Here is a 15,995-nt window from a genome sequence, read left to right on the forward strand (position 1 = left end):
AATACAACCTATTATTTCAGAGTGTTCGAATACAATGGAAGTGGTTCTAATACTTATTACCTAAAAGATAGTTTTGCAGAAGGTAGCGGTACTACGCTCTCGAATCCCACTGTTCAATCCAGCAATGCTTTCCTTAGCAGTAGAAGTACGACTTCTTTAAATGTATCCTGGACAAAAGGAAACGGGAGTAATCGATTACTCATAGGAAGAAAGGATGGGCCCGTAAATTTAGAGCCGGAAGATCTTGTCAACTATTATGCCTATAGTTCTTATGGATATTATTATTCGCAGATTGGAAGCTCTGGAAATTATGTTCTTTATTCAGGAAATGGTAACAACGTAAATATCACCAATCTGGAGGCCGGTACGAATTATCACTTCGCGCTCTTTGAATACAATGGAAACAGCGGAAAATTGTACCTGCGCCCAGGCTATGCCTTCGCGCTTGAAACTTTTGGAGAACGCCCTACCGTACAGGTGTCAAACGCTCAATTTAGTAATGTTGACTTTTCTTCTTTTGACGTAAGCATGACTGCTGGGAACGGTTCCCGCAGATTAGTTCTGGCAAGAGAAGGAGGACCGGTAAGTTCCGGGCCGGCAGACTTTACTTCCTATCCGGCCAACAGTACTTTTAGTGAAGGTACAGAGATTGGCACCGGCAATTTTGTGGTCTATAATGACTTTGGAGAGAATTTTTCCCTTAGCGGTCTTAACCCGGGGAAAAATTATCATTTCGCTTTTTACGAATATTCCATGTCTACAGACGGAGAGCTTTATATGGCTCCCGCATATACTGCATCTCAGATAACTTTAGGGGCGCCTTCCCAAATAGCAACAAATTTTGCTGCTACCGCTTCCTGCACAACAAAACCCACCCTTACCTGGACTGCCGGGAACGGGTCGGGAAGAATTGTAGTGATAAGTCCGGACGAACTTAATACGCTGCCGGTAAATCATTCCAGTTATTCAGCAAATCCCGTATATGGTACTGGAGATGCTTTGGGTAATGGATTCGTAGTCTATAATGGCTCCGGAGAGACTGTAACTTTGAATAGCCTTCAGGAATTTACAAATTATCAGGTAAATATCTTTGAGTATAATGGAACAGCAGAGAGTCCCTACTTTAATACCACCCCATTAAAAGGTGATCTTGGTGACCAGATATCTCCTACCATTGATGCTGTAGCTGAACAGACGATTAGCGGCGATGAGGAATGTAGAGCAATTCTTGCCGATTATACCAGCCTGGCAATTGTAGCCGATAATTGTGATGCAAATCCTGTAGTAACTCAGCTTCCTGAATCTGGAACCACTATTACCGGTACCACGGCAGTAACATTAAAGGTTACAGATTCCTTTGGGAACAGCGAAGAAACCTCCTTTAATGTGGTATTACTGGATGAGATAGCTCCTGTCATAGTTACTCCCGCACCAGTTATGATTACTGAAGATGAGAGTAGCAATTTCGTTCTTACTAATCCCGTTACATCAGATAATTGTGGGGTTGTATCAATAGTTCCTTTTGTAAATAATGAAGAGATCGATCCCAATACCTATAAATTCAATCTTGGAATTACTGTGGTAACCTGGGTCGCCACTGATGCTGCAGGAAATGAAGCAACCGCCACTCAACAAATTGAAGTTATAGCGGGATGCGCAACTACTCTGACCTCGGTTTCCAGCTATCCTGTTGATGTTTTTGTTTCCCCGGAACAGGGTTCTTCAGTAACAGAATTCACTTTTAAAGTTAGTTATGCCGACGAATCCGGCTCTTTACCAGCTGCAGGTTATCCGAGGGTAGAACTCGATGCCAACGGTGATGGAGATGCTCTGGATCCTCTGGATTTGATCCAGGTCATGGAGCAGGGAGACTTAACAGACACAGATGTGACAGATGGAAAAGTTTACACGGTAACCATAAGTGGTTTGTCGCCTTTGCAATGGAAATCAAGAATAGTTGCAGAAAATTCAAGTGGTTGTATTATTAATACCTCCTTTGATATGAAACCTTTTGTGTCTGATAATTTACTGGACATTGCAATTTATGCGAGTGATATTTCCTTTAGCAGGGACAATCCGGCTATTGGAGAACCAATTACGATCTATGCAAGGATCAAGAATACCTCAGATTTTGCTGCAGAAAATTTTGTTGTATCTCTGTATGCTGAGGATGAAAAGCTTTCTACTCAAACAATTCCCCAAATAGCGGCACAGGGAAGTATTACACTGGAATGGGAACAAAGTTTCTCTACATCCGATTTTGTTCCAATTAAAGTTGTGATTGACGAAACCGATGTGCTTCAGGAAACTAATGAGTTGAATAACTTTGCAATTCGACCAATTATTGTGGGTGATTATGTTCTTCCCGGAGGAATAGAGATCACTGCTTCTTTGGCACCGCTTCAGGTTGAACCGAATAAGCCCATACGAATATCAGGGAACGCTGTATATTATGGAATAGAAGAAGGCGTCGATCCAGATGTGGCAGGTGCAACCGTGAAAGCCATTATCCTTGGAGGTATGTCTGGCCAAACCTATACCAGGTCTGACGGTACATATGATCTATACTTGACCGCACCAAACACTCCCGGATTCTACACAGTCTCCGGAAATATTACAGATTACACGTTGTCCACTGAGTTTGGTCCGCTTTCTTTTGAAGTTATTGAGCCTGCTCCAATGCCTGACCTGGTAAGCAACATTACACTGAATAAAGCTACAATTCTACAGGGAGAACAGGTCTCAGGAACTGCAACTATAACTAACCGGGGTAATTTAATAGCAGAAAATTTTGTCTTTAAATATTATAACTGTGAAGAATTACTTGGGGAGGAAACTATTATTTCCCTTGAACCGGGAGCATCCCTGCAGTTTCCATTTACAGTTACAGTCAATTCAGTTTCAGATTGTTTAAATCCCGGAAATTGTCCCTTCGTAGCTTTTGCAGATTCAGGATATTCTACCGCGGAGAGTAATGAAAATAATAATGTGAGTCAGAGCAACTTAACCGTGCTTCCTGCCAAGCCCGACCTAACGCTGCAAAAGACCTATATTCCAACTTATCTAAAAATGGCCGAACCGGTAAGCTTTAATATTAGAGTTGACAATATTGGAGGAATACCTGCGGGTGCATTTTCGGTAAATGTTTATAGCGACGGTGCGCTTATACACACCGAAAATATCTCTGATCTTTCGGGCTGCGATAATTTTTCTTTCAACGTCAATTATACTTTCCCAGATCTTAACGATCATGTAATTACTGCTAATGTAGATGAAGCCGGACTCATAGATGAATTCAGGGAAACCAATAACACGTTTTCCAAAACGGTCAAGAACCTGGTCGTTATCACAGAGCCTAATTTGCAAATAGGAGTTTCAGACCTCAATGTTCTGCCTGTATTACCAGGGGAAGGAGAAAACTTTGAAATTTCTGCTAATTTCCGCAACAACGGTACGGCAGATATTACCGGACCTTTTGATGTTGACTTCATAATCACGGAAGCGGGGATTAACAGGACCGAAACCCTGAGAATTTCAGAAAATGTAGCTGTGGGACAGGTGCTTAGCAGAAAGGTCACCACCAGCCTGGCAACTTATGGAAATCATAAATTACAGGTAAAACTGGATCCGCTAAATGAAATAACGGAGAAAAGCAAAGCAGATAATACGACGACTGCACCATTATGTCTGGATTTTAGGCCCTCAATTACCGGACCTGTCTGGAACGGTGGATTTTACCGGGATACGCAGCAGTATTTGACACTGATCCTTCAAAATATGGGATTATTTACTGCAGAGAATGTCTCAGTGAAATTCTATCTGGACAATGAGGAAATAGCAGCAACAACAGTTGCAAAGATAGGACCTTATGGTAAGAGTTCGGGCTCAATAGGCATAAGTCTACCTTACATTTTTGAAAAAGATGGGGTTTTTGAATTAAGTGTACGGGTCGATGATCAAGATTCCTATACAGAATGTAATGAAGGTAATAACATCTTCAGTAAATCCATTGTAGTAAAACCTCCATTGCCAGACCTTAGGGTGATCTCAGAATATATTTCTCCTACAGAATTAAATCCGGATCTGGATGAGCCAATAAACATATTCCTTTCTTTCGATAATGTTGGAATTATGCGATCTGATGCTTTTGTCGCACGTGTGAAGGTAGACGATGTACAACTGGGACAGGATGTTGCCGTACCTGCCCTTAATCCGGGAGAAAACGGCACAATTGCTATCGCAGCACCTTATAGTAGTACCACAGGAGGAATTAGGATCATAAGAGGATTCGTGGACCCGGAAAACCTTATTATAGAGTCCAATGAAACCAATAATCAAGCGTCTCGGGCTATAATCGTTGGGGATGCGCCTAACCTGTTCTTTACGGGATTGGATATAGATTTCAATTGTCCGGAAGATGGTGAGGAAGTAACTCTTACCGCTACTATCGAGAATGAAGGAGATATGGGAACAGAAGCAGAAATACAATTCTATTATATTGCCAGTTCTGATACAATTCCTATTGACCGCAAAAGCATATCTATTGGTGCAAATGCCATTGTATCTACAGGAATAAATTGGACGGCAGTAAGTAATACCTACAGCATTTATGCAGAAATTCAAAACTCTACCCAACCCGAATATGATGTACTGGACAACAGCATAAGAAGCGAGTTCTGTACAGTAGAAATGTATGCGGTAACAGTAGGAGCAATTGGCCAGGGGATTGTAAAGAAAAACCCTGATTTGCGCAAATATGAAATTAATACAGAGGTTGAATTAAAAGCTGTGCCGGCACAAGGCTGGTACTTTAAAAACTGGACAGGAGCTATTACAGGTGATGCTAACCCCGCTGTACTAAATATTGATGGCAGTAAAGAAATTACTGCAATTTTTGAACAAATTCCTGTGAGTGAATTTGCAGTTATTGTTGATGTCCAGGGTAATGGGAAGGTCACCAAAACACCTGACAAAGACACCTACTCCTTAAATGAGGAAATCGCTCTGGAAGCAATTCCTGCGGAAGGTCAGGTGTTTATTCAATGGTTGGGAGATCTGGAATCTGCCAATCCTTTAGAAACCCTGTTGATGGATAGTAATAAATCTGTTACCGCAGTTTTTGTTGAGGAGCTTAATGTAAACCATATTGTTACAAATTCGTCCTGTACAGATCTCGCGGATGGGAAAATTAATTTGACTGTCACCGGGGGAAACATTCCTTATAGTTATGATTGGGACAATGATGGTACCGGAGAGGAAGACTCAGAAGCTGATTTTAAAGATCTGGAGCATATAGCTGCAGGAATTTATACAGTAATTGTTACAGATGCCAATGGTTTAACAAAAACTGTTATTGCTGAAGTATTGGCTGAGGAAGCAGGTACAACATTTTATGCAGATCTTGATGGAGACGGTTTAGGTGATCCTGAAAACAGTGCTACTGCTTGTTTACAACCGGATAAATATGTAGAGAATAATTTTGATTGTGATGACACCGATGCAGAGCTTTTAGGTGTAAAAACCTGGTACAGGGATCAGGACGTGGACGGTTTTGGAGATAATACTGAAACCACCTTGTCATGTACTCAACCTGAGGGTTATGTATATAATAATAAAGATTGTGATGACACTACTCCTGAAGTTGGTCCTGCTACGGCATGGTATCCTGATGGGGACAATGATGGTTTTGGGGATAGTAATAGTGAATCACTTTTTGCCTGTGATGCTCCTTCTACAGGGTACGTAGGTAATAATTTGGATTGTAATGATGAGGATGGCTCAACATATCCGGGAGCGGAAGAAGTTCCTGGAGATGGAATTGATCAGGATTGTGATGGAGCAGACAAGCCTGCACTTTCTATTATCGCACCGCAGGATATTTATCTATCTTCCTGTACCGCAGCAATAGATCTTGGAGAACCTGTTCTGGAAGGACAATCTGCCGAGGCCATAGTAACTAATGATGCACCTATTTCTTATGCTCCTGGAACAACAATTATAACCTGGAAAATAGAAGATGGTGACCAAAGCGTAACGGACGAGCAGCTCGTAATTATTTCCAATGAGGATCCGGTGATAAATTCCATTACCGCTCCCGAGGATCCGCAACCTATAACCCAGGAAATCCTTCTTACCGCCTCTTACTCCGATAACAATCTGGCTTCAGTCACCTGGAAATGGGGAGATGGCACTACAAAGGAAGGAAGCTTTAGTGAAGGAATCGCCACTGGAAGTCATCTCTACTCGCTGCCGGGAGTTTACACAATTGTTGTCACTCTAACAGACGACTGTGGTGCTAGTTCAACTTTGGAATATCAGTACGTGGTGATCTATGATCCTTCAGCCGGTTTTGTAACAGGAAGAGGATTCATTTACTCTCCCCCGGGAGCTTATTTGGCTGATATTTTATTGGAAGGAGAAGCTAACTTCGGTTTCGTGTCGAAGTACAAAAAAGGAGCAAAGGTACCCGAAGGTCGTACACAGTTTGAATTTTTGGCGGGTGATTTCCATTTTGAAAGTACTTCTTATGAGTGGTTGACTGTAGCCGGAAGTAAGGGAATGTTCAAAGGAGAAGGAATTGTGGGTGGACAAGCAGAAATGTACGGATTCTTACTCTCTGCCATTGATGACGACACCTATGGTGATAAGTTCCGAATAAAAATATGGCATAAAATCTCGGAAGAAGTAATTTACGACAATGAAATAGGATTCGATGAGACAGCAGACCCTGTGACTTTACTCACAAAGGGTTCCATAAAGGTGCATACCACAAACGGCAAAAATAAAACCACTCAGGAAAGAGATAAATTAATAAGTGGTGAGTTTGAATCTAAAACACTTTCCGTTACCGCTTATCCTAACCCAATGGCTGGAGATGGTTTCTGGATTGATTTCTCCTCAGAATTTGGCGGACAGACTTTTCAGGTCCGAATGTTTGATTTTAACGGACGGTTACTGGTGGAAAAACAAATTGAGGTCAGTACCGGGGGAGGAGCACAATTCTGGAATCTCGACCACAGTGGCTGGGACCAGGGAGTGTATATCCTCAAATTACAAGGACCTTCTAAAGAATATCAGATCCAGCTTATGAAGAATTAACTTTTAGGTTGGCAGGAAAATTAAACCGGTTTCGGGAGGATCATTTATGGGGAAGGATGAAATTCCCGGAGCTGGTTTTTATATCCCCCTAAAAGGTGATTGTGGGATTTCTGAAATGCAGTTATCTTTATAGTAAGATTTTATTAAAACCGTTTTCAGTAAAAACATCTTTGGGGGAGGATGTAATTTCTGAAGACGGTTTTTTCATTTGTAATATGTTCAGTCAACTACTTCGCTTTAAAAAGCATTTGTATCACCCTTTTAGGTGATTGTCCTGCTTTGAACTTTAGTTTAACTTAGAAGAACAAGAAAGGTAAAATAAATAGTATAGTTTAATTTTTCCTTATTTGTAATTCCCTGCTACTTATATTTTTAAATCTCATTAAATCCTTGGTCATGGAGAATTTTAATTATTACCGTTTAAGAAACCTGTTATTCGTTTTTATCAGTCTTTTTTTGATTTATTCATGTAGTCTGGAGCCTTTAGAGCAGGAGGAAATAGAGACTATTGATCTTGTTGCCGACGACGTCGGCAATTCCGGGATCATAGAGGATCAATATGTAGTTCTTTTATCTGAAAAGCCGGGGAAAATGGACAGCCGGGCATTAGAAATACTGGAATCTATCGTTGCAGAGGTAAGGTCAACTCCCGGAGCCCGGATGAAAGGAGTTTATAAACATGCTTTAACCGGGTTTGCTGCGAAATTAACACCGGCTCAGGTGCAAAAATTTCAAAAAGATCCTCGAATACTTTCAATTACACCAGACAGGATCATTGAATTAGAAAGTATAGATGAAACATCTGTCGTAACTGTTCAGGAGTATCCTTCCTGGGGTCTTGACAGAATAGATCAGCGGGAATCGCTGCTGAATAGAGCTTATTCATTTACAGCCACAGGAAGTGGTGTAAATGCATATATAGTAGATTCGGGGATAAGATATTCACATACCGAGTTTGAGGGTAGAGCCAAGCTGGGGGTAGATTTCGTACGTCTATATCCGGATGAGGAATATGATGTGGATGATCCTGAAATTGAGGATGGAGCAGATTGCAGCGGCCATGGAACTCATGTTGCAGGTACGGTAGGTGGAAAGAACTTCGGAGTTGCAAAAGCTGTCAATCTTATATCTGTACGTGTTTTTAGCTGTAGAGGAATTACCAGTGAATCCAGAGTTATTCAGGCTGTGGAATGGATCACAGCAAATGCAATTCAACCTGCCATAGTGAATATGAGCCTTGGTGGCAATGGATATGAACCTCTTGATGTAGCTATAGAAAACTCCATTGCAACCGGTATCAATTATGTGCTTTCTGCCGGAAATTCCAACAGCAATGCCTGCGACTATAGTCCGGCGCGAACGCCTTCAGCAATTACAGTAGGGGCCAGTATGATCGATAATCAAAAAGCAAGTTTTTCAAACTTTGGAGATTGTCTGGATGTTTACGCCCCGGGAACCAAAATAGTTTCAGCATCCCATATTGATGATTCTTCTGTTCGCGAGTTAAACGGTACATCAATGGCAGCTCCTCACGTTTCTGGTTTAACAGCTCTTTATCTTGAAAAAAACACAGCTGCAACACCTGCACAGGTCCATACTGCAGTGTTAGAGAATGCGACAAAGGATGCCATTCAAAATGTACCCTCAGGTACCACTTCTTTGGTGCATAGTCTTTGGGAAACTGTGGAATTTACTCCGCCTTCTCCTCCAGATCTTATGTTGAAGGTTTACGGTTTTAAAGAAAAAAACATGAACACCATTTACCTGGTATGGCAACCAACCGAGGATCCTTACGTGAACATTTACCGTAACGGTTCTTCTATTGGCGGCATGTATAAAAACACAGGAGAGTTTAAAATAGAAACCACCGGAAAAAACAGCGATACATTTCAGGTATGTGAGGTAAATTACAGCAATTGTTCAGCAGAAGTTGTGCCTGATTATGATGGAAGTGCAGATTTTGAACCTAACCAACCACCCATTGCCGATTTTACATATGAAATTAACGATCTGGAAGTAACTTTTACAGATACCAGTACAGATGAAGATGGAACGATTATTAAATGGAGATTATATTTTGGTGACGGTTACTATACAACTACAGGAAATTTTGTCTACACTTACAAAGAACCCGGAAATTATGTAGCGAAGTTAACTGTAACAGATAACCACGAACAGTCTAGCACGGTTTATAAAGAAATCACAGTAGGCACAATAAGTCCATCTCCTGAGGAAATTGTTCTAAGCGCAACAGGATATAAGCAACAGGGCAAATGGAGAAGTGATCTATCCTGGACGCCTGCAGGAACCTCAGCAAAGGTTGACATTTTCAGGGATGGGAGTTTTTATGAAAGCACCGAAAATAACGGAACATATAAAGACATTACAAACTTTAAAGGAGGTGGTTCTCTTACTTATAAAGTTTGTGAAGCCGGAACTGCTAATTGTTCAAATGAAGTGACGGTTCAGTTCTAGTTAGAATAACTGAGGAAGGTTTAGGTAAAAATATTTAAAGCTGATAACCCGCTGTAACTTTAAGCCTGAAACTAAGTTGTTTATGATCTCAACGGCCGCTTATTAGCACAAAATAATTTCAATGTCCCACTGGGTGGAGCTAAATTATTCTGGGCAGTTGATACGGGAAGATGGTATCCGGGAGTATATATTTTGCAGCTGAGAAGCTCCGGTGAATCGCATCAGATAAATCTGGTAGAGGAATAAAGGACTGGTACGCCGGCAATAATTATTGAAAGAATAATGCTTCTGAAAAATATCATTTTTCAGAAGCATTGTTTTAAAGCTAATATCCGAATTAGTTATTCTCTAATTTGCTCCTTATTTTTTCTATGGCGCTTTCAATGGATTCATCGGGTTCAATAATATTATTTTCTCCCCAGAAAGCGATATCTCCAAAGCCTGCGATATCATCATTCATAATGACCCTGCGGCTAATAAATGAATCATCTTTTTTTACTTTCCCCTCCGTATTCACCTTCCAGTCGGTCACTGCCAGTTCGCTGTTGACCCTGTAACGTGAGTTGAAGAGTTTACGCCTCCAGTTCACAACGAATTCCAGTTCGGTATGACCATAGCCAAAATACCAGCGGCCATCTTTTTGGCGGTAGGTGATGTCATAATTTACTTCCACAGGATAGACCCTGGTGCCGCCGGGTTTCTTCTTAACAAACAGATCTGTCGCTGCAGATCTGTTGTCTACATTTAAATTAAAAGAGGCTTTTACAAGGGTAAAGGTTTCAGCGTCAATAAATAATTTTCCGTAGTACCATGGTAATTCTTTCGTTAGCTCTTCAAAATTCACCACATATAAATATTGCTCATCAATCTTTGTAGGAGGATCAAAACTGAACCTAAAGTTAGACAGATCCCTTTCATTGAAAATATGAGTCGGATTTTTCATGATGTCAATACTCAGTGGATTGTAAGGCCCCCCTCTTAATTTTAAAGCTAAAGTATCGAGCCGCTCATAATCGGCAGTTTTACGTGCTTTGACAAGGGAAATATCATCATCGGCATTGGAGTCGTAAGGCTGTTTGTGAATTTTCACTACAGCTTCAGAGAGGGAAACATTTTTCCTGCCTCTTCTAATCGATTCCCGGTAGAAACCTGTCATGGTAACAGGATCTGTAAAATAATTGGTAGCACGGTTCTTAAGCATATTTCTTACCAGAGCTTCGGGATCTGTATAAGTAAAAATAGCCACCTCGCTCAGTTGCTCCATTGATTCCTGTAGCTCGATCACTACGGGTTGTTGTTTAAAGAAACTCAATGGGAGGGTACGGCTTTGATAACCGAGGTGGGAGACAATGACATTTACATTATCCAGGTCGTCGGGGATCTTAAGAGAGAATTCTCCATCGTTATTAGTTACTGTAGAAATATTGGTGTTTTGCACCGAGAGATAGACGGCACTTAATGGATCCTGGTTTCTGCTGTTAACTACTTTGCCTTTATATTCTGTAAAATTGGCTGTGGGAGTTTGCTGGAGAGTTGCGGAACCTGCGGTAGACAAACTGAAGAACATTAACAGCACCACCAGGTTCCTGAGGTTAAATTGAACTGAATTTTTCATGGCACAGGGTATTAAAATATCTGATTCCTAAGATACTGAATTTTAGACTTATTTCACAGGATTAAAGAAGTTTCCTACCATATGAGATTGATTGAGATCTGGAGAGGTACTTGTTGATAAATCAAGAATTATTATGGGGGAATTCCCCAGGTGGGGTTTTTGTGAGGTTTCTCACGAAATATTATCTTTATATAACTGATAATCAATAAATTCTAATTTATTTTTTCAGAAAGAGAGTAAGACCACTAACGTGCCTTTTAAAGGGGAAGAAGTCGCGTTATTCTTCTCTCTTTCTTCATTCCCATTCTCCATTTGCAAAAAATAAATTCTGCAGGTGAAAGTTTAACATAGCACACTAAAAGAGGTGCATACTGGCAACTGTAGGACTTTATGATTAAATTTCCTACAAGCCGAATTTTACTTAACAGATCCTTAACAGCAAAAAATTGGGGATAGAATTAATTTCACGGCCAGAATTAATTTTTATTTTTTAATAAGCTCTTAATTTTCCTGGTTTCTGTTATGGGTAGTAAGACGGCTGGCTTTGTCTTTTGAAATTTAATTTTTCAGAAGGAATTCCTGACGTTTCCAATCTTTGACAGCCTCTGTTTTAATATGAGTAAGAACATCACAAAATCTCCGTCTTTACAATCTCCAATACCCCAAACTTCTTCCAGCGCAAGAATTGTTGCCGTTGGAGCCAGTGCAGGAGGACTGGAGGCGCTCAAGGCTTTTTTTGAAAATATTCCTGAAGGTTCTAAAAACTCTTATATAGTTATTCAACATCTTTCTCCGGATTATAAAAGTATGATGGGCGAATTGCTATCCAGAAGCACCAGTTTGCCAATAATGGAGGTTGAAGATGGAATGGAAATTACCCAGGGTCATATTTATCTGATCCCGCCGGTAAGTAACCTTGTAATTAGAAATAATCGTTTATATCTTTCCGATAAACCTAAAAACCAAACTCTCAATCTGCCGATAGATATGTTTTTTGAGTCTTTGGCAAGGGAGCAGAAAGAGAAGGCTATTGGAATCATTCTTAGTGGTACCGGCAGTGACGGTACACGTGGAGCACGTGCTATAAAGGAAAACGATGGCATGATCATGGTGCAGGAACCCGCGGAAGCCCAGTTTGATGGAATGCCAAAAAGTGCTATAAACACAGGTCTGGTGGATTATGTACTACCTGTCAAAGAAATGGGTGAGGAGCTATTCAATTTTCTTTCGGCACCGGCGATATTTCACTTTAATGAGGGAGATGTGGCCTATGATCAATCTGAGTTGGTGAAGATTCTCAACTTTATTGATGAACAAACGGGACTTGATTTTCGGGAGTATAAAAGATCCACACTTGCCCGTCGCGTAGCCCGAAGGGTTAGTGTGTGTAAATGTCGTTCCCTGGCCGAATATTACTCTTATCTTATAAATACTGAAGGTGAAGTCGATATTCTCTACCGCGAATTTCTTATAGGGGTCACAAAATTTTTTAGGGATAGCAAGGTTTGGGAACTTCTGCGTAAAAAAGTAATTCCGCAAATAGTTAAGGAGAAGGAAAATGGCGAAATTCTGAAGATTTGGGACGTAGCCTGCAGTACCGGAGAGGAAGCTTATTCTTACGCTATGTGCTTTTTTGAGGAGATCGAAAAACAGAAGAAGCAAATTCAACTTAAAATCTTTGCAACAGATATAGCAGAGAAACATTTACAGATTGGGGGTAAGGGTTTATATCCTGAAAGTATTGCGGCAGATGTACCGGGGGACCTTCTTGCACAATACTTCGTTAGTAAACCCCATAAATATGAAGTGGTGGAGAAGCTTAGAAGTGCCGTTATCTTCTCCAGGCACAATGTAATTAAGAATCCTCCTTTCAGTAATATGGATCTTGTATCCTGCCGTAATCTTCTTATTTATTTTCAACCGGCAATTCAAACCAAGGCCTTAAGTGTTTTACACTATAGCCTTAGACAGGATGGAATCCTGGTGCTGGGAACAAGTGAAAGTGTACATACACAACAAAATAATTTTATGGAGATAGATCGTAAATGGAAGATCTATCAAAATGTGCGGCCCACTAAAAGATTAGAGCCAGGCATTTCACATTCCCCGGCCCCTTCCCAAAAACCAGTCAAGAAATCTTTGGTGACGGAAAGGGGTACCTATCAGAATCAGGGAATGACTGCTTATACCAAACTTACCAGCGATTTTAATGAAACCGTACTGGATCATTTTAATGCCGCCACTGTTTATGTTGACTCGGAGTATAATATTTTGGAAGCGATAGGAGAATTCCGGAAGTACGCAAACCTTCCGGTTAGTGGATTTTCGACCAATCTTCTGGATATGTTGGGTACAGATCTTAAATATTTGGTACAGAACAGTCTTAAAAAGGCGAAAAAACTTCAGGAAAAAATATATTATAAGGATGCCGTTTATACTCACAATGGCGAAAAAAAGGGAGTGGATATAATTGTAAAACCATTCCATCAGCAGCATCTTGATCCTGAGACCAATTTCATGATCACTTTCCTTGAGAAAGGGTTGAATTTAAATGAAGTAGAGACTGTCGATAATATTACCCTTACAACCAGAACCAAAGAATATGTGTCCAATCTTGAGGAGGAACTAAAGCAGACCAAAGAAGAGCTTCAAACTTCTCTTGAGGAGATAGAGACCAGTAATGAAGAATTACAGGCAGCAAATGAAGAGCTTTTGGCTTCCAACGAAGAATTACAAAGCACTAATGAGGAGCTGCAGAGCGTTAATGAGGAAATAAATACTGTAAATGCCGAGAACCTGCAAAAAATGGATGATCTGGCGGCTTTAAATGCAGATATTAATAATCTTCTGGAAAGTACGCAGATTGGTACAATCTTTTTAGATTCCGGGTTGTGTATCAGGAAATTTACTCCTGCCATCAAGCAACATTTTAGTTTTCTCAATTCCGATATTGGAAGGCCTATCAGCCATTTTACAGGAAATATCGGAAAAAGTAATTTGGTGGAAAGATGTAAGAGAGTTTTGAAAACCGGAAGTACTCTTGAAAAATCGGTCACCTCAAAGGATGGGGTCCATTACCTGAGAAGGATATCTCCTTATGTGAACTCTGCCCAGGATGTGGATGGGGTGGTAATCACTTTTATTGATATTGAAAACCTTCAGAAGTCTAAGGAGAAGCTCCTGGCAAGTGAGAAAAGGTTCAAGAGTTTCTACGAAGAAGATCCTGTAATGCACATAAGCGTGAATCCGCAGAATTATAAGATCCTTCACTGCAATAAAATGGCAATTAAGCTGCTGGGTTACAAATCCCGTGAAGAACTTACAGAAAAATCTATTTATGACCTCTACACAGAAGAATCTCAGGTTGAGGCCTTAAAATCAAATAAAGAATTTGCTGAAACAGGAAGTCTGGTAAACCTTGAACAAAGTATTCTTACCAAATCTGGCGAGAGTGTGCCGGTGATCCTTAACGCTACAGCCGAAAAAGATGAAGAGGGTCGGGTGATAACCATTAGGTATACTTTTGTGGAAATAGGTGCTTTAAAAAGGGCAGAAGACCAGCTTAGAGAGCAAAAGGCAGACCTTGAACGGGCAAACCGGGACCTGGAGCAGTTTGTTTCTATATGTTCTCACGATTTGCAGGAACCCCTTTCCACAATAAAATTCGGTATTGATATTTTGGGTAAGATCTACGCTCCACAACTCGACGAGAAAGGGCAGAACTATGTGAATTATATCAAACAGGCATCGACGAGGCTATCAGAACAGATAAGGGCTCTTCTTGAACATTCCCGAATAGGTAGAAACGGTGAAAAGAAACTGGTAAATACCAGGGAAGTAGTAGAGGTAGTTAAATATGATCTGGGAAAAAGGATTAAAGATACCGGTGCCCGCATACATGCAGGGGAATTGCCCAAGATCATGGGATATGAAATTGAGCTCCGGTTACTTTTTCAGAATTTAATATCAAATGCAATAAAATATACGCCACCTGAAAGAAATCCTGAAGTGAGGATCTCTGCCTACCAGGAAGGGGAATACTGGATATTCTCTGTTGTTGATAACGGGATGGGAATTGCAAAAGAAGACCAGCAAAAAATATTTACCATTTTCAACCGTGTGAAAAACCATGATGGGTACGAGGGGACCGGTGTGGGACTGGCTCACGTGGAAAAAATTGTACAGCTGCACAATGGTACTATTTGGGTAGATTCTCAGGAAGGAGTTGGAAGTTCTTTTTATTTTAAACTTAAGTCCTAAAAAATCTAATGTCTGCGGAGTCTACTGCTTATCCAGATCGGGTAAATCTCGAGAATTGTGAAAGGGAACCTATTCACTTCATAGGTAAAACGCAGGAATTCGGAGTGCTGATTGTCTGTGATCCGAAAAGTCTGAAAATTACTCAGGCAGGTGATAATGCCGGGCATTTTTTAGGAATCTCTGCAACGGATCTTCTAGGGAAAGAGCTTTCCTTTCTTATAGGTAGGGACCAGGCAACTAAATTAAACACCCTCCAGACAGAAAAGGTAGTAGTACCCCAGGAGGTGAGTGTGAATAACAGAAGGTTTCTGATGTTAGCCCACCATTCCAGGGCCAGCCTTTTGCTCGAATTTGAGCCTCTTGAAGACGTTTTGGATCCCCTGATCTTTCAAAATCATTTATCTTCTATTCTGCACACTTTTCAGCAAGCAGGATCTGTAAATGAATTATGCGAGGCAGCAGCGCTATTAACCAAAAAGATGCTGGGATATGACAGGGTGATGATCTACAGATTTGATTCCCAGTGGAATGGATAAGTAATAGCCGA

At 40.7% G+C, this 15,995-nt stretch carries 5 protein-coding genes; 4 read left to right on the forward strand and 1 reads right to left on the reverse strand.

Annotated elements, in window-relative coordinates; all coding sequences use genetic code 11:
* Positions 1 to 21: 21 nt before the first annotated feature.
* Positions 22 to 7,098, forward strand: a complete 7,077-nt coding sequence (locus G564_RS18990; RefSeq protein ID WP_211224625.1) for a CARDB domain-containing protein — start codon at positions 22 to 24, stop codon at positions 7,096 to 7,098.
* A 396-nt stretch (positions 7,099 to 7,494) separates the two neighbouring features.
* Entirely contained in the window at positions 7,495 to 9,573 is a 2,079-nt protein-coding gene (locus G564_RS19905; protein ID WP_051205383.1) for a S8 family serine peptidase, read from the forward strand.
* A 337-nt stretch (positions 9,574 to 9,910) separates the two neighbouring features.
* Here G564_RS19905 and G564_RS0109510 read toward each other — a convergent pair whose 3' ends face one another.
* Positions 9,911 to 11,188 carry a carboxypeptidase-like regulatory domain-containing protein gene (locus G564_RS0109510; RefSeq protein ID WP_029037459.1) on the reverse strand — a complete coding sequence of 426 codons (1,278 nt, stop codon included), beginning with the start codon at positions 11,186 to 11,188 and terminating at the stop codon, positions 9,911 to 9,913.
* Positions 11,189 to 11,803: 615 nt separating this feature from the next.
* Between G564_RS0109510 and G564_RS0109515 the strand changes: the two genes are divergently transcribed.
* Both G564_RS0109515 and G564_RS19910 read left to right on the forward strand, forming a co-directional pair.
* A complete protein-coding gene (locus G564_RS0109515; protein ID WP_029037460.1) occupies positions 11,804 to 15,448 on the forward strand; it encodes a chemotaxis protein CheB in 3,645 nt (1,214 codons plus the stop codon).
* 8 nt (positions 15,449 to 15,456) lie between these two features.
* Entirely contained in the window at positions 15,457 to 15,984 is a 528-nt protein-coding gene (locus tag G564_RS19910) for a phytochrome family protein (RefSeq protein WP_051205384.1), read from the forward strand.
* Positions 15,985 to 15,995 lie beyond the last annotated feature (11 nt).

The sequence above is a fragment of the Salinimicrobium xinjiangense DSM 19287 genome, from assembly GCF_000423585.1.
GTDB classification, from domain to species: domain Bacteria; phylum Bacteroidota; class Bacteroidia; order Flavobacteriales; family Flavobacteriaceae; genus Salinimicrobium; species Salinimicrobium xinjiangense.